Source organism: Acinetobacter rudis (assembly GCF_000829675.1).
Taxonomy (GTDB): Bacteria; Pseudomonadota; Gammaproteobacteria; order Pseudomonadales; family Moraxellaceae; genus Acinetobacter; species Acinetobacter rudis.
This window is the reverse complement of sequence record NZ_BBRX01000001.1, coordinates 100,456-122,350: the sequence shown is the minus strand read 5'-3', so window position 1 is coordinate 122,350 and position 21,895 is coordinate 100,456. Positions and strand designations below refer to the sequence as shown.

General features: G+C 37.6%; 18 protein-coding genes and 1 pseudogene. 8 read left to right on the top strand and 11 right to left on the bottom strand.

Features of this window, described 5'->3' with window-relative positions; translation table 11 throughout:
- Nucleotides 1–91: 91 nt before the first annotated feature.
- The 3 genes from Aru01_RS00550 to Aru01_RS00540 form a co-directional block, all read right to left on the bottom strand.
- Nucleotides 92–1,735 (bottom strand): AMP-binding protein, encoded by a 1,644-nt coding sequence (locus Aru01_RS00550; protein ID WP_016656139.1) that lies wholly within the window; start codon nt 1,733–1,735, stop codon nt 92–94.
- A gap of 217 nt (nt 1,736–1,952) precedes the next feature.
- Nucleotides 1,953–3,089 carry an acyl-CoA dehydrogenase family protein gene (locus Aru01_RS00545; protein ID WP_016656138.1) on the bottom strand — a complete coding sequence of 379 codons (1,137 nt, stop codon included), beginning with the start codon at nt 3,087–3,089 and terminating at the stop codon, nt 1,953–1,955.
- Nucleotides 3,090–3,217: 128 nt separating this feature from the next.
- On the bottom strand, nt 3,218–3,988 hold the full coding sequence (locus Aru01_RS00540) for an SDR family NAD(P)-dependent oxidoreductase (RefSeq protein WP_016656137.1): 771 nt from the start codon (nt 3,986–3,988) through the stop codon (nt 3,218–3,220).
- Between the two features lie 109 nt (nt 3,989–4,097).
- On the opposite strand from Aru01_RS00540, the gene Aru01_RS00535 reads away from it, so the two are divergent.
- From Aru01_RS00535 to Aru01_RS00525, 3 genes are all read left to right on the top strand, one after another.
- Nucleotides 4,098–5,162, top strand: a complete 1,065-nt coding sequence (locus Aru01_RS00535; RefSeq protein WP_016656136.1) for an AraC family transcriptional regulator — start codon at nt 4,098–4,100, stop codon at nt 5,160–5,162.
- Nucleotides 5,163–5,192: 30 nt separating this feature from the next.
- On the top strand, nt 5,193–6,230 hold the full coding sequence (locus Aru01_RS00530) for an NAD(P)/FAD-dependent oxidoreductase (RefSeq protein WP_016656135.1): 1,038 nt from the start codon (nt 5,193–5,195) through the stop codon (nt 6,228–6,230).
- 152 nt (nt 6,231–6,382) lie between these two features.
- The gene (locus tag Aru01_RS00525) at nt 6,383–7,297 is read left to right on the top strand and encodes a DUF4349 domain-containing protein (protein WP_016656134.1); all 915 of its coding nucleotides are present in this window, start codon (nt 6,383–6,385) and stop codon (nt 7,295–7,297) included.
- Between the two features lie 195 nt (nt 7,298–7,492).
- Here Aru01_RS00525 and Aru01_RS18815 read toward each other — a convergent pair.
- The 3 genes and pseudogenes from Aru01_RS18815 to Aru01_RS00510 form a co-directional block, all read right to left on the bottom strand.
- Nucleotides 7,493–7,971, bottom strand: a pseudogene (locus tag Aru01_RS18815) (RDD family protein).
- Nucleotides 7,972–7,989: 18 nt separating this feature from the next.
- On the bottom strand, nt 7,990–8,460 hold the full coding sequence (locus Aru01_RS00515; RefSeq protein WP_016656132.1) for an Lrp/AsnC family transcriptional regulator: 471 nt from the start codon (nt 8,458–8,460) through the stop codon (nt 7,990–7,992).
- Nucleotides 8,461–8,997: 537 nt separating this feature from the next.
- Nucleotides 8,998–9,522 carry a dihydrofolate reductase family protein gene (locus tag Aru01_RS00510; protein ID WP_016656131.1) on the bottom strand — a complete coding sequence of 175 codons (525 nt, stop codon included), beginning with the start codon at nt 9,520–9,522 and terminating at the stop codon, nt 8,998–9,000.
- A 233-nt stretch (nt 9,523–9,755) separates the two neighbouring features.
- On the opposite strand from Aru01_RS00510, the gene Aru01_RS00505 reads away from it, so the two are divergent.
- On the top strand, nt 9,756–10,340 hold the full coding sequence (locus tag Aru01_RS00505; protein WP_040331202.1) for a hypothetical protein: 585 nt from the start codon (nt 9,756–9,758) through the stop codon (nt 10,338–10,340).
- Here Aru01_RS00505 and Aru01_RS00500 read toward each other — a convergent pair.
- On the bottom strand, nt 10,337–10,918 hold the full coding sequence (locus Aru01_RS00500) for a hypothetical protein (RefSeq protein ID WP_016656129.1): 582 nt from the start codon (nt 10,916–10,918) through the stop codon (nt 10,337–10,339). The two genes, Aru01_RS00505 and Aru01_RS00500, sit on opposite strands and share 4 nt — an antisense overlap.
- Nucleotides 10,919–12,506: 1,588 nt before the next feature.
- Entirely contained in the window at nt 12,507–13,271 is a 765-nt protein-coding gene (locus Aru01_RS00495) for a glutathione S-transferase family protein (RefSeq protein WP_016656127.1), read from the bottom strand.
- A 408-nt stretch (nt 13,272–13,679) separates the two neighbouring features.
- Between Aru01_RS00495 and ychF the strand changes: the two genes are divergently transcribed.
- A complete protein-coding gene (ychF, locus tag Aru01_RS00490; protein WP_016656126.1) occupies nt 13,680–14,771 on the top strand; it encodes a redox-regulated ATPase YchF in 1,092 nt (363 codons plus the stop codon).
- A gap of 95 nt (nt 14,772–14,866) precedes the next feature.
- On the opposite strand, the gene Aru01_RS00485 is transcribed toward ychF, so the two are convergent.
- Entirely contained in the window at nt 14,867–15,337 is a 471-nt protein-coding gene (locus Aru01_RS00485) for a hypothetical protein (protein ID WP_040331201.1), read from the bottom strand.
- A 223-nt stretch (nt 15,338–15,560) separates the two neighbouring features.
- On the opposite strand from Aru01_RS00485, the gene Aru01_RS00480 reads away from it, so the two are divergent.
- Nucleotides 15,561–16,280 carry an AzlC family ABC transporter permease gene (locus tag Aru01_RS00480; RefSeq protein WP_040331268.1) on the top strand — a complete coding sequence of 240 codons (720 nt, stop codon included), beginning with the start codon at nt 15,561–15,563 and terminating at the stop codon, nt 16,278–16,280.
- Entirely contained in the window at nt 16,277–16,624 is a 348-nt protein-coding gene (gene ygaH, locus Aru01_RS00475) for an L-valine transporter subunit YgaH (protein ID WP_016656123.1), read from the top strand. Before Aru01_RS00480 ends, ygaH begins: the two co-directional genes overlap by 4 nt.
- A gap of 92 nt (nt 16,625–16,716) precedes the next feature.
- Here the strand turns inward: ygaH and Aru01_RS00470 are convergent, their stop codons facing one another.
- Together Aru01_RS00470 and aspT are read right to left on the bottom strand one after the other, a co-directional pair.
- Nucleotides 16,717–18,324 carry a bifunctional aspartate transaminase/aspartate 4-decarboxylase gene (locus Aru01_RS00470; RefSeq protein WP_016656122.1) on the bottom strand — a complete coding sequence of 536 codons (1,608 nt, stop codon included), beginning with the start codon at nt 18,322–18,324 and terminating at the stop codon, nt 16,717–16,719.
- A gap of 48 nt (nt 18,325–18,372) precedes the next feature.
- Nucleotides 18,373–20,073: an aspartate-alanine antiporter gene (aspT, locus tag Aru01_RS00465; RefSeq protein ID WP_016656121.1), complete on the bottom strand. Its 1,701-nt coding sequence runs from the start codon at nt 20,071–20,073 to the stop codon at nt 18,373–18,375.
- Between the two features lie 619 nt (nt 20,074–20,692).
- Between aspT and Aru01_RS00460 the strand changes: the two genes are divergently transcribed.
- Nucleotides 20,693–21,850 carry a porin gene (locus tag Aru01_RS00460; RefSeq protein ID WP_016656120.1) on the top strand — a complete coding sequence of 386 codons (1,158 nt, stop codon included), beginning with the start codon at nt 20,693–20,695 and terminating at the stop codon, nt 21,848–21,850.
- The last annotated feature ends 45 nt before the right edge of the window (nt 21,851–21,895 follow it).

Here is a 21,895-nt window from a genome sequence, read left to right as displayed (position 1 = left end):
AAAATTAACCCCTATAATAAAAAAAGCATTTGATGGGATCTAATCATCAAATGCTCGGCTATTGGGTTGATACAGCCAAAAAAGTCAAATTCTATCCTGCTTGTTTGAGCATCTCCATTTTGGCAACTTCTTGCTGCTTCAATAAATTACGCTGGATTTTTCCACTTGAGGTCTTAGGCAAGTTTTCAACAAACTCGATCTCTCGTGGATACGAATGTTTAGATAGTCGAGAACGAACATAGTCCTGAAGTTTTTGTTTGAGAGTTTCATTACCTTGTGCGACTGTTTTTAACACGACAAAAGCTTTAACTAATTCAGTACGTTCAGGATCTGGTTTACCAATCACAGCAGACTCTAAAACTTCCTCACATTCTAATAACGTGCTTTCAACATCAAATGGGCCTACACGATAGCCTGACGTTGTAATTACATCGTCAGCACGACCAATAAAATCCACCCCACCAAACTCATTTAACTGTACGGTATCTCCAGTCAAATAGTACTGTCCAACAAAGGATTTTCGATCATGTCCCGCATAGCCTTCAAACCAAAATAAATCAGAAGCAGCACAGTCTATCGCTAAAGTACCAATCTCACCTGTTGCAACCTCTTGATGGCGCTCATTCAGCACACAAAAACGATGCCCAGGAATTGCATAGCCCGCTGATCCAACTTTTTTCACATGATCGAGTGCATGGTGGTTTGCAATCACCATTCCTAATTCAGTTTGTCCATATTGGTCATAAATATTGACCCCCATATCACGATTAAACCAATTAATTACTTCTGGAGTTAATGGTTCACCTGCACTACTGACCACACGCAAATGATCTTTTATATTTGCATCAAATTTTTCTTTAAAGCCAAAGAACATACGAAATGCTGTAGGTGAACCAGTTAAGTTTGACACTCGATATTTCTGAATCACTTCAACAGCATGATCTACACTAAATGGGCGCTCATCCATAATAATGCTATGTCCCAAACTTAAAGGACCTGCGATACCATAATACAAACCATAAGCCCAACCAGGGTCTGCTAAATTCCAAAAAGAATCCTCTGCACGAAGATCCACGGCGTGGGTCATATAGCCTTTGAATGCCAATAATGCTTTAAGTGGAACAGGAACCGATTTAGCAAGACCAGTGGTCCCTGAAGTAAACATCATCAAAAAGGGATCAGAAAACTTACACATGACCGCTTGTTGTGAAGTCGATTGGCGACGCATAACCGTATAAAAATCAGCAACTGAAGACTGATCACCTTCTGCGTGTACGCATAAGCGATGAGCAATATCGATATTACTCAGTTTAGCTGCTTGCTCGGTATTGGTAACAACCAATTTGGTTTGTGCTGTCTGTAAACGGTGCTCAATTGATTTAGATTCAAATGCAGTAAATAAAGGCTGATAAACGGCACCTATACGCCAAGTTGCTAAAATAGTAATTAATAACTCTGGAGTACGTGGAAGTAATCCTGCAACACAATCGCCTTTTACCAATCCGATGGATTGAAAATAATTGGCCATTTGTGCAGATGCCTGATCAAGTTGCTCAAAGCTCCATTGCTCAGAAAGACCCTGTTTACCTTCCCAAATCAGTGCGATTTGCTCTGAACCGACATAACGTTGGCAACATTCAATATAAGCATTGACTGCATGTTCAGAACCCACCAAGAGCTCGCTAATTGCATTTTGATAATTAAATTCTTGATATGCCTGTTGTAGTGTCTTCATGACGTTACCCTATTCCTCACTTGGCAATGCTTACTGCATTGTCATATTTCTACGCTTTATATTGGTTTAAGCGATGTTATGTTGAATATCCTATTCATCGAGTCCAAGCTAACCATGTCCCTCGATGGCTTGCAATTTCCATAAACTGCAACTTATGTGCAGTTTATGGACAGTTTATTTCTGATTATTTTTTTATTAGTTGATTTTAATCAATCAATTAAACCTTTGTTACCTCACGTGCAATCACCAAACGTTGTATATCAGAAGCACCTTCATAAATTTGACTCACACGTACATCACGATAGATCCTCTCTACAGGGAAATCAGACACATAGCCATAGCCACCATGAATTTGAATGGCATCAGAACAGACTTGTTCAGCCATTGTTGACGCAAAAAGTTTGGCCATAGATGCTTCTTTTAAACAAGGAAAACCTGCATCTTTTAAGCTCGCTGCATGATAAATTAACTGTCGTGCAGCCTCTATTTGTGTCGCCATGTCAGCTAATCGGAACGCTACTGCTTGATGCTGTACGATTTCTACACCAAAAGCCTTACGTTGATTTGCATATTCAACAGCGGCATCTAGCGCAGCACGTGCCATACCCACCGATTGTGCTGCAATCCCGATACGACCAGACTCCAGATTCGATAGTGCAATCTTGTAGCCTTCACCTTCATTTCCTAAAAGATTTTCAGCAGAAACTCGGCAGTTATCTAAAACAATCGTTGCAGTATCTGAGCAATGTTGACCCATTTTTTCTTCAAGTCTTGATACCACATAGCCTTCGCTGTCAGTAGGTACTAAAAAGCATGAAATACCACGCTTGCCAGCGGCCTTATCAGTCACGGCGAAAACCAAAGCAAGCTGTGCATATTTGCCTGTAGTAATAAACTGTTTGGTACCACTTAAAACCCAATGGTCGCCATCTTTGACTGCACGACAACTGATTGCTCCTGCGTCAGAACCAACTTCAGGCTCAGTTAAACAAAAGCATCCTAGCCATTCACCGCTTGCTAACTTTGTTAGATACTTTTGTTTCTGCGCATCATTGCCATACTTAACCAAGATGCCGCAAGGGAGTGAATTTTGCACACTGACTATCGTTGAAATTGCACCATCACCTGCTGCAATTTCTTCTAACGCAATAACCAAGGCACTATAATCTAAACCAGCACCACCCCATTGCTCAGGTACAGTCATTCCAAGTGCACCCAATTCACCCAATGCTTTTAATTCTTGATGGGGAAATTGATGGGTTTTATCACGTTCTGCTGCAGTTGGCTTAAGTTGAGACTGTGAAAAGTCCCGCATCATTTCCTGAACCATGCTCTGTTCTGCGGTTAATATCATTGTTCCCTCTGCTCTGACTTATATTGCATAACAACTTATTTTAGATATGACTTCTCCCTCCAAGTATCTTTAAGCCCTTAACACTTAAGATACTTAGATGGAAAAAGATGTTTTAAAAAATGCTTAGGCTATTTAGCTGCCATACGAATTGCACCATCCAACCGAATCACATCACCATTTAGATAGGCATTTTCACAAATATGTCGCACCAACTGTGCATATTCATCTGCTTTGGCTAAACGTGCAGGAAATGGCACCATCGCGCCGAGTGCTGCCTGTACTTTTTCTGGAAAGCTTTGCACCATCGGTGTTTCCATAATTCCTGGAGCAATGGCCATTACACGTATGGCTTGAGCCGCCAACTCACGTGCAAGAGGCAAAGTCATTGCAACTACAGCTCCTTTGGAAGCAGCATAAGCCGTTTGGCCAATTTGACCCTCAAACGCTGCAACCGAAGCAGTGTTAATAATGACACCACGTTCTTCTTCATCTGCTTGTAAGGTATATTTTGCCATCAGCTCTGCAGCAAAACGTAGCATGTTAAAACTACCAACCACATTAATATTCATTGCCCGTTGAAATAAAGCCAATTCATGAATGCCATGTTTGCCTAAGATTTTTGCTGAAGGAGCAATTCCTGCGCAGTTAATCAGACCATTTAGCTGACCATAATCTTGTTCAAGTTGTGTGTAAAAAGCTGCAACCGCACCCTCATCCGTAACATCAAGCTGTACAAATTGGCTGTTCTCTCCCAATTCATTTGCCAACGCTTGACCAAGTTCGGCGTTCATATCCACCATCACTACGCGTGCTGCATGTGCATGCAAGTGACGAGCGGTGGCTGCACCTAATCCTGATGCACCGCCTGTAATCACAAATACTTTCCCTTCAATCTTCATGATGTTCCTCAATTATTTTTAAACTTGGCCGAATAGGCAGAGTAATCATCCTCAAGATTCAGTACAATTTCCAAAACATGCATTCTGCTTGATGGATTTGGACAGTAATATGCAAAATACTCAAGGTGATCAGCAACATGATCTCCCTTTCAACCCTTTACAACAACCTGAATATAGCAAAGGAACCATTTCAATTGCTTTGGTTCATGAAGCCTTAGCTGCAGCACGGCTACAAGGTTTAGATACAGATCAGCTCTTATTTGAAGTTGGAATCCCGCTTGAGTTGATGCAGTCAAGCAAAACTCGTGTCTCAGTAAGCGTATATGCACAGCTTTGGATTGCACTTGCCAATCATATGAATGATGAGTTTTTTGGTATGGACCGCCATCCAATGCGTCGAGGCAGTTACCAACTGATTTCTCGTTTAGTCATGCACAGTGAAACTGTCGGAAAAGCTGTGCAACAGATTCTGCAATTTTTTAATGCTATTTTTGATGATATTTATAGTGAACTCAAAGTCGAACAAGGCCATGCATTATTGTTGTTACATGATCATCACCAGATTAAACCCATGTTTAGTTACGCGACTTATTTAATGTTAGTGCATACCTTGATGTGCTGGTTAGCTGACCAACGTATTTTAATTGAAAACATTCAACTGCGTTGTAAGGCACCTATAGATGATCAAGATTATCGCGTTCGTTTTTGTGAAAAAATCAGTTATATGGCAGAACATAATCAAATCAAGTTTGATGCAGCTTATTTAGATATAAAAATTAAGCAAGATAAACAAAGCTGGTATCAATTTATGCTTCATACGCCACAAAATCTTCTCACTCGATTTAAAAATCCAGATGCATTGAGCAACCGAATACGCAAGCATTTGATGCGTGTGCATCCTTCACAGTGGTTAGAACTTAATGCCCTTTCACAACGTCTCAATATGTCTGAAGCCACTGTTCAACGTCGTCTAAAACATGAAGGTCTAAGCTATCAGCAGTTAAAAAATGATATTCGACGCGATACGGCCATTGAGTTTCTCACTAAAACCGAAAAATCGATTCAAGCAATCAGTGATGAATTAAATTTTCATGATCCAAGTGCCTTCCATCGAGCATTTAAAAAATGGACAGGGGTTAGTCCTGGTGCTTACCGCAGTTTAGGTGATATTTAGCTGCATCATCATTCATTTACGAGTAAAAACATGTCAAATTCTAAAAAACACGTGATTGTCGTTGGAGCAGGTATTGTTGGAAGTTCAATTGCCTACCATCTGAGTCAAAAAGGATTTCAAGTCACGATCATCGATAAAAATCAGCCTGCGAGTGCTGCCACAGGTAGCGCTTTTGGATGGATTACAGCAGCAGTTCATCCTGATGCTCCTGATGCATTACTGCGCCAAATTGCAATTCAAGACTGGCATAGACTCGAACAAGAGCTTCCTGCGCTTGCCATTCACTGGGATGGTTCAATCAAATACACAACTGAATCAGATCACTTAGTTGGTGAAGTCACTCTTGATCAATCTGCAGTCAGACAACTAGAACCAAACTTACTCTGTCCACCCACATCTGCTCGCTTCATGGCTATTGATGGATCTATTGATGCCAAGGAAGCAACCTATTTACTGACTCAGCATGCCTGTCAATATGGTGCTGTGCTCATCACAGAAACCCACGTTAGTGCACTTACGCAAGAAAATGGCAAAGTTACAGGTGTAGAGAGCTCAAATGGTCCAATAAAAGCGGATTATGTTGTTCTTGCATGCGGTACTGAGATTCCAACAATCGCTGACTCAATCAACCCGTTTCTGCCTGTGCTCAGCTCTCCTGCTATACTGCTACGTTTTAACAGCACAGAACCTGTGGTAAATACCCTCTTATCTGGTGATAACTTTGAAGTTCGCCATGCCAGAAACGGTGATCTACTTGCCGCTGAAGATTATGTTGCGAATAAAAGCCTTGCTGAAATCGCCTATGAAGCAGAAGAATTAATCAAAAAAGGGCTTGATCATACGCAATCAATTTCACTACAACATTCATCAATTGGCTATCGTCCAGTACCCGAAGATGGCTACCCTATTATTGGCTTCATCGATCAAGCACAGTCTGTATATGTTGCTGTAATGCACCCAGCAGTGACCTGTGCTGCGAGTATCGGTCGGTTGGTATGTGAAGAATTAACTATGGGCATTGAACACGACATTTTCACGACTTTCCGACCCTCTCGATTTAATGCTTAAACAAACTGTGATTAGTTCTGAGTAGCAGATACATAGCAGTTGATGAATTAGCGCTGTTGATTCATCATTTATTTAATCAAATAAAAATAACTGTTAATATCCAGTCAAAGTCGTCTTCACCATAAACGATAATCAATAGATTCGAGATCAATATGAATAATAAATTTCTCATTGTATTACTGAGTTGCATCGTACTCGCTGGATGTTCGAAAAAAGAGCAAGCAGCTGAGGAAGCGAGTCCATCAACAGAAAATGCAGCAACTGCAGCTGATGCTGCGGTCGCTGATACCGATGCAGTAGGATCAGCTGAAGCGAATGCGACCCCTGTCACTGAGCAAAAACCTGAAACGATATTAAATCCAACGGTTAATCCTGTTGAACAAAATCGTCGTATGGTCCGCGAAGCACAAGTCGGATTTAGTGCTCAAGATGTGGTAAAAACCACTTTAGCTGTTGATAAACTTACTGTTGAGACGGGTGGATTTGTTGAACAAAAGAATATTAACTTCCAAGTAACAGATATACAGACACAAAATATTGCTGATGGAAAAATCAAAGTTTTTGAAAAAGTTGAACCTCAGGCAGAGATGATTGTCCGTATTCCAAGTGATAAAGCAGCAAATTTTGTTAATCAGCTTTTACCACTCATGTATTTTATGAATCAGCAACAATATTCAGCTAAACGCTATGAGTTAAAGTTGCTTGAGGAAAAAATAGATCAAACGCAAACTGTACCTTCGAATACCCGCAATACGCAGCTCAATGAAATTTCGCGATTGACTCAAATGGAAACGCAAGATCGTGTGCGTTACAGTACAATAGCCTTACAAATCAACCAACCGACCTTAGTACGTGAACGTATTGATGTAAATATTAATGCGGTAGCACGTTTAAATGCAGATAGTTTCTGGAAAAGAGCGTGGAATGGGGTGCAATATGGCTGGCAATTTGTTTTAGATCTCTTGGTTTTCCTCATTACCATTTGGCCTTTATACATTGTCTTGATCGTTGGTTTTATTATATTTAAAACTGTTCGAAATATTCTAAAACGATTAAAGTCTGAATAAAGCATCAATACTCTCTAGACATTAATGTTGACGAATATTTATTTTTATCGATAAAAAATGCAGTGTCCTATGACACTGCATTTTTTTAATCTCTTTATTTAATCCTAGAAATCTTTAGAGTGAAATACAACTAAATCATATTGTAGTACTTTAAAGCTCAATAACATCAATTTACACATCATATCTTAAGCGACTTTAGTCAATTTCTTGAACGACAACAGTTTTGGCCATTTTATCGTGCCAAGCCTGTTTTTTATCATCAAAAAACACCCAGAAATAACCCAGAAATAACCCAGAAAAAATACCACTGCTGAAGCAATATATCCTAAATAACGAAAAATACCCTGACTTAAACTGATATTTTTACCAGTCTCGGCATCCAGTACTTTAAGTCCCATTAAAACTTTACCAGGTGTCGCAGCGTAGCGCATCCAACAAAATATATAGATGACAGCAAATGCCAATTGAAGTAAGCCTTCTGTCCAGTTATATGTAACGTTTTCATTATATGCAGGTATATCAAACAATAAACCTATCGGTAACATGACAACTAAATATAAAAATAAGTCGATCAAAGTTGCGACTAAACGTATCCCAAAACCAGCATATTGATAACTTGAAACATAGAGGTGATCAATATCGTCATGACTTATTTTTTGCTTTAGTAAAGACATCACAGATCCCTCACTCATTTAAAGTGCGCCCAATAGAGCACCACAGTTCAGTACATTATACTCTTTAATCACAAAACTTGAGTGTAAGGCAACCACATGCTCGATCTTCCCCATACGTTTCAATAGAATATCACTATAGTTCTCCATATCTTTAGCAATCACTTCCACTAAGAAATCTGCGGTTTGCCCAGTCACTAAAAAAGCATTAATGACTTCCGGAATTTGTTCTAACTCTTCTAAGAATGCAGCAAAACTTTCACTATCATGCTTGCTCAGTGAAACTTGTAAAATAACATGCAGTTTAAAACCAAGCTTCTCATAATTAATCTGGCGTTTTAAATCAGCCATTACATTGCTATCAATAAGGTTTTTAATACGACGATGTACAGAACTTACAGAGAGGTTTATGCGTTCAGATAATTCATTGAGGTTAATTTCTTCATGGCTTAAAATTTCGAGAATTTGTTTATCAAAACGGTCGAGTTTCATCTTCCAGTCCTATGAGGTTATATTGCAATCATGGTTGAAAGTATCTGTCGAAGTGCCCGATCTTATTATCACTGGCTTGGCAATTTTTTAAGGGTCAAGGGAAAACATTTTGTTTACTTCAACAACTACACGTTTGTAACCTATAGCATGTGCCTATAAACTTTTGGTCTATAGCGTCCTAAGCCGAATCAAGATCTCGTGGATAATGTTAGTACCTTTCTCCCAAAATGGACTAACAACTCTTTTCGATCCCCATCACACCCTTGACGTATAAGTTAACAACATCCATGCTCAATTATTTCCCTAATAAGAATACTTTTCCACTATTTTCTATATTTTTTTTCATATTAATTCAATAAATTCAAATATTTTATCTGAATTAGAATTTATAGCATTTAAACATTCTATATTTAGCATATAAAGCAATAAATATATTCTTTACGGCCAAAGACAAAGCAGTAAATTCAATAATATTTAAATACTTGTTTGCATAATCAATGTCTTATTTAGAACAACATTGATTATGCTCTGCTTAGGCTATTTGAAGTGATAAGTTTTTTTAATGATTGTTTCTTCAATCATTTCAGCATGAATTGATTTTAAAGCATAAGATGGACAATTAAATTTTGGAAATAATGGTATACCATCTCCAAGCATCACAGGCATTTCAAAGACTTCTAAAACATCCAATAAATTATTTTCAATAAAAAAATTCTGTAACTGAGTACCACCCACAATCCAGACATTTATTTCTGTTTTTGATTTTAAATGCTCAACCAATCTAAATAGATCTTGATTCCAAACTGAAAGGCTCGGGTGTGTTAATGCAAGATCAGAATTAGAACTTACAATAATACCTTGTTGCTCTGGGTAAGGCCATTGATCACCCAATTCACAAATAACCTCATAAGTCTTTCTGCCCATCACAACAATATCAATATCCTGAATAAATTGATCATAGCCGCAATCTATATGCTGATAAGGTGTTAAAAAATCAACAGACCCATCAACGCTCGCAATATAACCATCTGCACTACTTGCAATATATCCCTTAATACTCATTTAACACTTTGATCCTCAATTAAATAGAGAGAATAGCATTTCCTTACTGTCAGACTAAACTTAAATCTTTATAATAAGTCTAAAATTATCTGCTCTTTTTTAACATGCCATACATTAAAAACCGCATATTTATATTCTGTACAACAAGTGCGCTATGCATTTATTCAAGCCTCTCTATAGCTGCTGAAATTGATCAAACTCGAATACGAAACATCGCTGAACATGTGATTAAGATGCAGATCATTAATGACCCTAACGCAGCACAAAACCTAAAAAGTATGGCAAAACTCATTGTAAACTCAAATAATCCTCAGGATATGGCACTCATTTTGGATCTCATCCCTAAACAAGGCATTGCTCAATATCTACGAGAGTTAAATACACAAGGGCTCACGGCAAACACAGCAAAACAAATGCTCAAGGTGATCAATATAGAGATCGATCAAAGCAGTCAAATGTTTAAGAGTTGTAAGGTATTAGAATCAGTTGAAAAAAAAGCTACAGATCTATACTCCGTCCAGATTGAATGCCAAGTACCATCCCCTAGTCGTCAAGCAATCGAAATGTATCAGCAGCAAATTTCCCAGATTAATCGAGATGATCCTACTCAATATAAAATTCAACATTTTCAAATCAGTCAAAGTATTTTCACTCAATCAATCACACGACCATTCAGATCTGAACTTATGATCGATACCAGCAACCCCCCCATCTTTAGACCCGTAATCGAAGACGATGATTACTTTCCAAATGTTGTCATTAATCAAAGAACCCAGCCATTTTTATCGAGTAAAGTTGCAGCTAATCATTCACCTTAGGTATTTTCATGATCACGACTAGACTTCTTTGCCTTATAAAACCGATATAACTGAGTTTCCTTATTGATCGAGCTTGCTTTATTAAATGCTACTTGTGATGAACATCCTAAAGTAAGCTGATAAAAAAAGTGAGTTAAAAACATTAAACTGGCATTACCATCAATATAATCATTAGGCGCAATATAAAGTTTAGCACCCGCATGTAACATCGCCTGTGCTAATGGTTCTGCGCCTAAGGTACAACCTGAAGATATAATTTTCATTCGGTTTAATGCACCGAATTTGTGTATTTCTTTTGCGCTAAAAAATTTAGATTTTGGTTCATTCTTAGTATAAATGTCTGCACCAAGCTTCGGCAGACAAAAACGTTGTTCATCACCATGAAAACTTAAAATCAAATAATCAAAATGGCTTAGATTTTCATTCCCTGAAATAATATCAATTAAGTCGTTGGGTCTACCGATCCAACGTGTCGATACCTGAATGCCAAAGTACTCCAAAGTTGCTCGTAAAGCATAAGCTTCTGACTCACAGTTTTCACCCACAGCAAGAAAAACATTAAATATAGGTTTGCTCATAAGAATTTAAAATGAATAGATATCAATCAAGGTTAATGACTTATTTCAGCAAATTCAATCATTATGACTTAGGCCACTGACTGTACAAGTATCACGTTTATTAGATTTGAAGATTTGAAGATTTGAAGATTTGAAGATTTGAAGATTTGAAGATTTGAAGATTTGAAGATTTGAAGATTTGAAGATTTGAAGATTTGAAGATTTGAAGATTTGAAGATTTGAAGATTATTCTTTTAAAATTTTTAAGGGGTCAAGGGAAAACATAATGTTTCACTTCAACAACTATAACTTTGTAAGTCAGAGCCTGTGCCTATAAACTCTTGGTCTATAGCGTCCTAAGCCGAATCGAGACCTTGTGGGTATGTTTAGCGCCCTTCTCCCAAAAAATGCTAAACTTACTCTCTCCGATCCCCATCTCACCCTTGAGATATAAGTTAACAATAGTCGTTGTTAATTTTTTCCCTAAAAAATAGATTTTTTAATCCAATTTCAGAAAATATTTCCCACCTAGCAAGTAAAATCGAAATATTTTACTCAATCAAGGTTTTTTATCATTTAAATTTACGCAAAAAAGTTATTTTTTAGCAAAATTCACGCAAATCCATGCTCATAGATATTAAGAATAGCGTCATTTTTTTGATATATACAATGTTATGAACTCAAATTCATTTCAGAGCTAATATGAAAATGCATGAATATCAATCATGTGAGGTTATGAGGTTATGAGGTTATGAGGTTATGAGGTTATGAGGTTATGAGGTTATGAGGTTATGAGGTTATGAGGTTATGAGGTTATGAGGTTATGAGGTTATGAGGTTATTGCATCGTTATACAGTTGAAAATTCAATCTAAGGTATTTGTTTTTTAGTATATTTTTAGATTTTATTCTATAAAATTTTTAAGGGGTCAAGGGAAAACATAATGTTTCACTTCAACAACTATAACTTTGTAAGTCAGAGCCTGTGCCTATAAACTCTTGGTCTATAGCGTCCTAAGCCGAATCGAGACCTTGTGGGTATGTTTAGCGCCCTTCTCCCAAAAAATGCTAAACTTACTCTCTCCGATCCCCGTCTCACCCTTGAGATATAAGTTAACAATACTGGTCATTAATTTTTTCCCTTAAATCAGATTAATTTCAATATATTTTTAAAAATTTTATCGATAAAAACAAAAAAGTTAGAGTATTTTACCTGCATAAGGTTTTTTATCATTTAAATTTACCAAGAAAATCTACTTTTAGTAAATTTTATGCAGGTAATTCGAGCATCCTCTCTACCCGATGTTAAGGCCATCGAGTTTCAGTCATGCAACCTAGATTACATATTTCTCTTTTGATATTTCGTTGCTACTGCAAAAAGGCTGAATACTTTGACTCGGAGGGCCTTTATCAATAAACCCATGAGGTCTTAATAAACAAGCACCTTCCAACAGTGTTCCACTATCTAAAATTATTCGTATTACTTTGCGCTTAAGCACATTTGACGCATGACTCTCGCACTCTAAAATATATTTTCAATATGTTGAGCAATGAAACCCAATTGGCCTTGTTAAAAATTAAATTCAATTAGGCTTAGGCGATTTAGATGTTTTAGACTCCGCGCCAATCTACACGTGCATTACGCTCTTTGAGATATGTGCGCTCAACATATTGTCCTAGCGGCAAAGCCAATAATTCTTTTTTATACTGTTCAAATTCTTCAGATGACTCTGCACCAAACTCTTTCTCCCAAGGTGTCCCATCAAGTTCAAGGAGAGGTGCCAACATAGAACACACGGCGATATCAGCCAACCCTAAACGCTCACCAACCAAATACTGTCCACCATTGTTTAACAATAACGTATTAAGCTCTGTCACAATCCTTTCAATCTCTAGTTTAGACGCATGAACATTTTGTTCATTGAGCTGATAGTTTTTTGTCACGAGAGTTTTTAAGATCGGTTTAGAAAATTTTTCAAATTGGCGTAAATAACCTTTTTCCCCAATCATAATTTCCAAAGACTCATCACCAATTGACAGAGAATGTGCTAATCCCCAACGACGTACATGCTCACCCAGTGTCGTTGCTAACAAATTAATTTCTAATGCTTGATCTCGTAAATGCTGATTTAATTTTAATAACGGATGTTCTGGATACTGCTCATCTAAATACAAGGCAATTAGCGTAGAATCACCAATCCATTGCCCATGATCCTTTAATATAGGTAGTGTGCCCTGACCTGTTTTCAACTGTGCAAAAGCTCGGTGTACGCCTGGAATAAGATTATGCGCAACGTAATTCAGTTGTTTATAATCCAAAATCCAGCGCGCCTTTTCACAATAGTGCGACAACGGAAATTGGTAAAGTATACGCATCTCAACTCCATAATATTTTTAATCTTCAATTGTACATGCTTAAGTTAGCTTACACAGGCTACTTTAATTGGACATATTTATAATTACAATGAGCATTTATACCTTGTTTTACAGGTATTAATACAACATACATTGCGGACAACAGTATGACATTTCTTATTTTTTTCATCTAGATATCACTCATTGACACTGCATTTTTACAATGCAACAAATAAGATGATTATTATATTTAGAAAATCTATTTGCTAAGTATTTAGCCATTTAAATCACAAATATTTGTACAAACTATAAAGAAATACAGCAAAGAGTACCGCATCATACGCTTTTAATGGGCCTAGCAATTCCCCTACACCTTGCTTTCATGTAAAATCGTCGGCAATTTTATGACATTTTTTAGTGAGTCAGTTCATGGGTTTTAATTGTGGCATCGTAGGCTTACCCAACGTTGGTAAATCCACCCTTTTCAATGCATTAACTAAAGCTGCAATTGCTGCTGAAAACTTCCCATTTTGTACAATCGAGCCAAACACAGGGATTGTACCTGTTCCAGATGAACGTTTAGACAAACTTTCTGCAATAGTAAAACCACAACGTATTTTACCAACAACAATGGAATTTGTTGATATTGCTGGCTTAGTTGCTGGTGCTTCTAAGGGTGAAGGACTTGGGAACCAGTTCTTAGCAAATATCCGTGAAACTGATGCAATTGCCCATGTAGTTCGTTGTTTTGAAGATGAAAACGTTATTCACGTCAATGGGAAAATTGATCCTTTAGATGATATTGCAACAATCAATACTGAGCTCGCACTTTCAGATTTAGAGACTGTAACCAAGTCTGTGACTCGTCTCAGCAAGAGTGCTAAAGGCGGTGACAAAGAAGCTGTTGCAGTAAAAGCTGTTTTAGAAAAAATCTTACCTTTACTCAACGAAGGTAAACCAGCACGAGCTGCTGACCTGTCTGATGATGAGCGTAAATTACTGCGTGGTTATGGTCTACTTACCCTTAAGCCAACCATGTATATTGCTAACGTTGCAGAAGAAGGTTTTGAAAACAACCCTCACCTAGATGCTGTACGTAAACTTGCTGAAGAAGAAAATGCAATTGTTGTTCCTCTTTGCAACCAAATCGAAGCAGAAATCTCTTTACTTGAAGATGATGAGCGTGCTGAATTCTTAGAAGCGATGGGCATGCAAGAGCCAGGCTTAAATGTGGTTATCCGTGCAGGTTACAACTTGCTTGGTTTACAAACATACTTCACAGCTGGTGTACAAGAAGTTCGTGCTTGGACTGTGAAAGTTGGTGCAACTGCTCCTCAAGCTGCTGGTGTAATTCATACTGACTTCGAAAAAGGCTTTATTCGTGCAGAATGTATTGCCTATGATGACTATATTCAATTCAATGGTGAGCCTGGTGCAAAAGAAGCAGGTAAATGGCGCTTAGAAGGTAAAACTTATATCGTACAAGATGGTGACGTTTTACACTTCCGCTTTAACGTTTAATTTTTAACTGATCGCAGTCTATTGAATGCAATCGTTGAAATAAAAAAAATCACGCTAACAGGTTAGCGTGATTTTTTTTAACGCATATAAAAGACTTAGCCCGACTTAGGAGAAGTATTGCCTAAATTTGGTTGCTCTAACGCGCCCTTACACTGTGCTTTATCACGTTCATAATCAGCTTGTTTTTGTGCAATATTACGTTCTTTATCTAACGTAGCCCTTGCCCAAACATCTAAACTGGTCAACGCTTTACGACAAAGTGCATATTTACCTTCAGTCACGGAGTCAGTCATTTTGACATTAATACGCCAATCTGTACTGAGCTTGCGTACTGGCTGACGTACCTGACTTTCAATCAAATTGAGTTGTTTACGATAAACATGGGCATCAACGTCATTGATTAACAACCATGCATTGTTTGCATAAACTGTTGCATCATTACTCATTTTCGGTGCAGCTTTGATTTCAACCTTTTGCTGCTGCTCGTTCTGACCACAGGCCTGTAAGAAAATACTGCTCAGCACTACCGCAGTAACAGCCACAAAACGCAATTGCAAAAGTCTCATGAGTATCACATCAATAATTAAACAATTGCGCACTATGCTATGCAATTCGGTTATAATTCTCAACCAATTTAAAGCCTGTTTTCGCATTAGATCTGGATTTAACACATTGATTTATTTTCTGTGTTTATTCATCGCGTAAAACTATGCTCCTATCATTGTTATAAAAACTTAATCAATCAACAGGTGTACGGTGTCCCATCACACGAGTGCTGCAAATCGTCGCATTGTCCAATTCTGGCAAGGCGCTAAAGACAGCCAAGTTATTATATTCACATATTTACCTGTATCATTTGCTTTTGGTGTATCTGCTTCACAATTTGGTTTTAGTGCTTGGGAGGCATTATTTCTCTCGTGTACCATGTATGCAGGCGCCAGTCAGTTTTTGGTCGTTGCCTTATTAGCCAGTGGTACATCGATCTGGATGACAGCACTTACTGTCATTGCACTCGATATCAGACACTTGCTTTATGGACCCGCCTTAGTCAACTTGATACAAGATAAGTTAAATCTAAAAACCACAGCTTTATGGTCGTGGGGGCTTACAGATGAAGTCTTTGCCAGTGGCATGATTCAGCTTTCACAGCGCCGCGAACAATGGTCAGAGGCTTGGATGCTGGGCTTGAGTTTATTTAGTTGGTTATCTTGGAGTCTTGGATCATTTTTAGGTGGTATGTTTGCCAATCAAATCCAGTTTCTCCCCGCATTTCTACAAGCAGCCTTAGACTTCTTATTACCCGCACTATTTTTAAGTTTCTTACTCGCAGCATTTGAAAAGAAACATTATTTTGTAGTTTCAGTTGTGCTCGGTATTACTGCATTAACGTGCTATCTCTTGGGGCTTTCCACTGCCATTTTTGTTGGTATTAGCTCAGGGATTGTTGCTGGCCTCATCAAATATTATCTGATTGATCGAAATAATAAACATGCAGGTGATCATCCATGAATATTGAAATTATACTTGTCGGTATTATTGTTGGTATTGCCAATTTTGCGTCACGTTTTGGGCCATTTTTTTTCATTGAAAAAATGCATAAAAAAAATGATCAACGTGGTGCGATGTGGATCAAAATTGCTTTGGGTTCAATTGGAATTTCTGCGATTAGTGCCATGTTAGTGGTGGCTACACTACCACCACTACTAGAGAATCCCGACAAAAGCATTGCGATGCTCGCTGGCTTTATTGTGTTAAGCATTATCTATTTTACTTTTAAGAAAATTGTTGTCGCCACTCTGACAGCAGCATTAGTATATGGCTTAGTTTACACATACGTTCCGATCTCATTCTGATTCCCAATCATTTAAGACGGTTTAATACAAAATTGTAAAATGAAACTAAAAAGAGGCATATGCCTCTTTTTTAATACATGAATATTGGAAAGCTAGCCAACGCGTGAATGTTGCATGGCCACGAGGTATTCTTGATAAGCCTCATCAGCAAATCGTCTTAACGACCGACCAATTGCAGCATACTGATATACATTAAGATTGGCCAAAGATGCACGAGCTGATGGATGCTCTACTGCAAAACCAGAGCCGGGTAATAAGACAATGCCGGTTTCATCTGCAACCCTAAACAATAACTCAGTGGGTGCCTTGGTTTTCATTACCCAATCAGCAAAATGCTCACCATACAACTCACGTGAAGTATTTTCTAAATCGACCAAAGTATAGTAGTCCACTGAATTGCTATCTTGTGGTAGTTTCACACCTAACTGACGATACAATGCCAAGTCACGTTCACGTACCAGAGACTTCACTGCTTTTTTATAAGACTGTTGAGAATCCATCATATTAAATAACGCAAACAACACCATTTGTACTTGCTGGGGTGTAGATAATCCAGATGTATGATTCAAAGCCACATTACGACTATCAGCAACCATCCGATCGATAAAACGGATATTTCGTGGCTGCGTTGTTAGAGAACTATAACGTTTATCCAACTCAGCTTGGTCTTGTGTTGATAATGCCGCAATTTTTTCATCGATAATATTTTCTCGACTTAAAGCGATCACCCCTAAGCGCCAACCTGTTGCACCAAAATATTTAGAAAAGGAATACACTAAAATGGTGTTATTGGGGCAAACAGCAAATAGAGATTTAAAGTCATCGGCAAAAGTCCCATATACATCGTCTGTCAAGATAATCAGATCTGGACGTTTCTTAATAATATCTGCCAATATTGCCAAACCTTGATCGCTCATTTTCACTGATGGTGGATTACTGGGATTGACTAAAAAGAAAGCTTTAATCGCAGGGTCTTCTAATTTTCTGAGCTCAGACTCTGGATATTGCCAACCTTGCTCAGGATCTGCATGAATAAGCACCTGTTTGAGTTGATAATCGTTCAATTCTGGAATTTCAAGATAAGGACTGAATATGGGTGCACCAATAGCAATTTGATCACCATAATCAATGATTTTATTTTCTTTTAAAGAGTTAAATATATAAGCCATAGCTGCTGTACCCCCTTCTACAGCAAACAAATCCATTGATTCTGTGTTTAGGCCATATATTCCCATTTCACGAAAAATGTATTCTTTAATAATTAATTCACTGATCTTTAGCATACGATCAGGGATCGGATAACTACATCCCAGCACCCCTTCAACCATTTCCAATAAAAAGGCATCAGCATCTAGGCCGAGTTGATCACGTACATAGGAAATTGCTTTTCCTAAAAAAACCACACTCGATTGATCTTGATGACTCAACAGAAAGTGGTCAAAACGCTGTTGCAAACCGTTTGCTCGGGGAAAGCCGCCTAAACCTTCTGGCATATATGAAAAAGAGAACTCTGCCTCTGTTGTGGAAAATAAACCAAGCTGAAAAAAAGCTCGACGTGGCAGTGTAGCCAAAAAGTTAGGATTACCTCGGCCTGCATTTAGCATCATCCGATCTGTTTTACGCTGTGCTAATGCAATTAAATTATCTTTTAATTCGAAAGGACTAAGTTTTGCAAATTTTGTATAGTCTGTTTTAAGCATTTAAAAAATCCTTTATTAGGATACTGTTTTCATTGATGAGTTTATTTATTACACCAAGCCCACGATGATCGGGCCCAGCAAAGTTAAAAAGACATTCGCTAATGCATAGGTAATTGCAAATGCCACTGTTGGAATGGAGTTCCCTGCTTTATCTAATACTGCACCAAATGCAGGATTTGCACTGCGCGCGCCAGCTAAAGCACCAGCAAAAACCGCTACGTTGTTATATTTGAGTACATAGCGTGCAAATAACATACTGAGCAACAGGGGTAATAACGTGACAATAACACCCAGTAAAAATAATGAAAAACCACTGTCTTTAACTGTTTGAATGGCTTGTAAACCCGACTGCAAACCCACAGCAGCAACAAAACCTGCCAGTCCGAAATCTTTCAACAATTGAGCTGCTGCAGCAGGCATATTGCCATTTAATTGATTGCGACTATGCATCCACCCAAATAGTAAACCAGAAAGTAAAGCTCCGCCTCCTGCTCCCAAAGTCAATGGAATACCACCAATATGCACAGTCAATAGCCCAATAATCAAACCGAGTGCGATCCCTGCGGCATGTGTAGCCCAATCAGTTTTAAGGCTCATTGGTAGAATTTTCCCACCCTCTTTAATCACTCGTCGCAGATCACTTTGTGTACCATAGATCGTAATAATATCGCCATAATGAAAAACAAAATCCTCATGATATTCAACAAGTGCACCCTTATGATGAATGGATAATATATAGATACCATGCTTTAAATAAGGTGGGGTATTTCGAACTAAATCACCCAAGCTACGTCCGATATATCTAGAATTTTTTAGGATAACCTCCGTCGTTTCCATGACTAATTCCATACCTACTGAAGACTGTAACTCTTGCCCGATATAAGCAGCACTTGCCACAACACTTTTAACGCGTCCGACCACCAATACAACATCATTACTTTTTAAAATTGTACCAGGGGTAATATCAATCAAATGACCATCGCGTTTTAACTTTTCAATCGTAATGGTGTTTACAGTATTTAGACATTGAGCACGTGATTCAATCTCTTGAATAGACTGCCCATCAGCAGCATCAACACGATAAATACGCCCTACAATTTCAGGCATTGCCATTGCTTGTCTAGGAGCTAACTCTATAGCTCCATTGAGCAAATCTGATTGGGCCAAAAGTGCATCATCATGAATTTCACGTTGCATAAATTTGGGTAAAACATTAGCACAGACAATAATTGCACCAAGTGAACCAAACACATAGGTCATGGCATAACCTACTGCAATATTGGCCTGTAAACGTTGTATTTCGATTAAAGGTAAATCTAAGCGAGATAATGCGTCACTTGCCGTACCCATAATGGCAGATTGTGTCATTCCCCCTGCGGCAAGGCCAGCTGCTAGACCTTTATCCAAATGAAAAAATTTAGCAACGAACCAAACTGTCATTAGTCCACTGATTGCCATGAATAATGCTAGCAGAACTTCTTTAATTGATTCTGGACCCAAAGATTTAAAAAATTGAGGGCCACTTTCAAACCCCACAGCATAAATAAATAAAGCAAATAAAATTGCTTTTACACCGCTATCAACTGAGACACCGAACACACTCAACAGCACTGCAATCAGCAAAGCGCCTGCAACACCACCCAATTGAAATGTTCCAATTTGGAATTTACCTATCCAAAAACCAATTGCAATAGATAAAAATAATAAAATTTCGGGGCAATGTTGTAATGTACTTTTGAACAACTCCATCGATAAACCTTTCATTTAAGTCATGAGTTATAACTATAATTTATGTTTTACATGCTTAATAGAATGAGGGTTTAGGATTTATATCACTAACTAGGGATTAAATATGTCAGTTTTAGACATAATAAATTGGATTAAATATTTAATATATAATTTTCACTAAGTTATTTTATCCAATAAAATTTAAAATTATAAATAATTTTAATACAAAATAAAATAATTAAATTACATAAAACACCAATTAGAATGCGCAATATAAAAATAATAAAATTAAATATCATTGATATTTTTTTATATAATAAAAAAAACTTGTTTAACCCCTCAGCAAAACACTAAAATAAAAAAATCTTAAAGATGGATTTTTTAGATAATGACTCTCTAGCTCGATCAAACCAATAAGCTAGAACATGCTCCAAGCTTTTAAAATATCAATCGACTAAAAATACAAGGTATTAATTTTAAATAAGAATCAGCAAAGGAATTTTACCAAAACAATCAACATCTCAATATACAATTCAATATCCATCAAAATAAATTTAAATACATAGGATTAGTTATATTTAAGTTTTACATTTTGAATAAGTGTTTTATTTTCACACTTATAATTCAAGCCGAGAATATCATGAATACAAAAAATTTATATTTAATCAAAATCATATTTTCTACATGTATCGTCATCCCTATCTATACTCATGCAGAAATCGATGTTATTAAAAAGGGACAGCTTGATAGTGAATTACTCTCTCCTTTCAGCTTTCAATTTGGTGGTCAACTGCGCCCAGAATGGACATTTAAATCTGGAAATCAGCAAAAATATGAACGTAATATGCATGATGGTGCAAGCCGTCTTCGCTTTACGATGAATTATGATTTTAGCCCAGCAACCAAGTTAACTGGATATTATGAATTAGGCATCAATGTTCCCAAAATACTTGGTTGGGAAGACCATTATGTACCGGGTGCTCCCTCACACCAAACACGCCAAGCCTATATCGGAATCGATAATCAAAACTGGGGACATTTAAGTTATGGTAAGCAGTACGGAATGCAGTATTCGGTGATCGGTAGTAAAAGTGATGTATGGGATAATGATGGTGCAGCCAGCGCCAGCTCAGTGGGGATCAATGGTGAGTATGATGGTGCCAGTACCCGAGCTAGAAATAACCTCATGTACATCAAAAATTTTAATCGCTTTAAACTCTATGCCAATCTACTATTTCCTGAATCAGCCATACAAAACCCTGCGGATGACTCGATTGATCCAATCTATTACAAACGTAAAAATGGTGCAGGTTTAGGCTTTGATTATCAGCTCAATCCCAGCACGACTTTAAGTGCAGCCTATAGCACAACGAAAGCCAAACTCTCCGATTTAAAACAAGAAAGAAATATAGAACAAAATGTTTTAGGTACTGCAGTAACATTCACACCAAATCAGTGGTATTTAGTCGGCACAGCGTCTTATTATCATAATTTTGTCCCTACTACGCATGAGCGGCAATGGCAAAATTATTTTATCGGAGATGGTTATGGTCTTGAAGCTTTTGCTGGTTATAACTTTAAATTTGATCGTGCTTATTTTACCGAATTACAACCTTATATTGCTGTAGATCGCCTATCACTTGTCGCTGATCAGAACGATTATATTAATCATAAATTTATTGGCCTTGTCTCGCAAATCAGCAAAGACATCAAAGTATATACCGAATACACTTTTGTAAATGCTAAAGATAAGCGCTTAAAGGATATGGCTTATATAACGGTTTATTACAGTTTTTGATTAACACAGTTGTAGACTATCCCAAAACATTGGATATGTCTTGGG

Excerpts from the sequence above, each read along its gene's own strand:
- Aru01_RS00545 (WP_016656138.1), bottom strand. The coding sequence starts at position 3,089 with ATGATATTAACCGCAGAACAGAGCATGGTTCAGGAAATGATGCGGGAC.
- Aru01_RS00530 (WP_016656135.1), top strand. The coding sequence starts at position 5,193 with ATGTCAAATTCTAAAAAACACGTGATTGTCGTTGGAGCAGGTATTGTT.
- ygaH (WP_016656123.1), top strand. The coding sequence starts at position 16,277 with ATGAATATTGAAATTATACTTGTCGGTATTATTGTTGGTATTGCCAAT.
- Aru01_RS00460 (WP_016656120.1), top strand. The coding sequence starts at position 20,693 with ATGAATACAAAAAATTTATATTTAATCAAAATCATATTTTCTACATGT.
- aspT (WP_016656121.1), bottom strand. The coding sequence starts at position 20,073 with ATGGAGTTGTTCAAAAGTACATTACAACATTGCCCCGAAATTTTATTA.
- Aru01_RS00525 (WP_016656134.1), top strand. The coding sequence starts at position 6,383 with ATGAATAATAAATTTCTCATTGTATTACTGAGTTGCATCGTACTCGCT.
- Aru01_RS00515 (WP_016656132.1), bottom strand. The coding sequence starts at position 8,460 with ATGAAACTCGACCGTTTTGATAAACAAATTCTCGAAATTTTAAGCCAT.
- ychF (WP_016656126.1), top strand. The coding sequence starts at position 13,680 with ATGGGTTTTAATTGTGGCATCGTAGGCTTACCCAACGTTGGTAAATCC.
- Aru01_RS00500 (WP_016656129.1), bottom strand. The coding sequence starts at position 10,918 with ATGAGCAAACCTATATTTAATGTTTTTCTTGCTGTGGGTGAAAACTGT.
- Aru01_RS00505 (WP_040331202.1), top strand. The coding sequence starts at position 9,756 with ATGCAGATCATTAATGACCCTAACGCAGCACAAAACCTAAAAAGTATG.
- Aru01_RS00470 (WP_016656122.1), bottom strand. The coding sequence starts at position 18,324 with ATGCTTAAAACAGACTATACAAAATTTGCAAAACTTAGTCCTTTCGAA.
- Aru01_RS00495 (WP_016656127.1), bottom strand. The coding sequence starts at position 13,271 with ATGCGTATACTTTACCAATTTCCGTTGTCGCACTATTGTGAAAAGGCG.
- Aru01_RS00485 (WP_040331201.1), bottom strand. The coding sequence starts at position 15,337 with ATGAGACTTTTGCAATTGCGTTTTGTGGCTGTTACTGCGGTAGTGCTG.
- Aru01_RS00535 (WP_016656136.1), top strand. The coding sequence starts at position 4,098 with ATGCAAAATACTCAAGGTGATCAGCAACATGATCTCCCTTTCAACCCT.
- Aru01_RS00510 (WP_016656131.1), bottom strand. The coding sequence starts at position 9,522 with ATGAGTATTAAGGGATATATTGCAAGTAGTGCAGATGGTTATATTGCG.
- Aru01_RS00550 (WP_016656139.1), bottom strand. The coding sequence starts at position 1,735 with ATGAAGACACTACAACAGGCATATCAAGAATTTAATTATCAAAATGCA.
- Aru01_RS00540 (WP_016656137.1), bottom strand. The coding sequence starts at position 3,988 with ATGAAGATTGAAGGGAAAGTATTTGTGATTACAGGCGGTGCATCAGGA.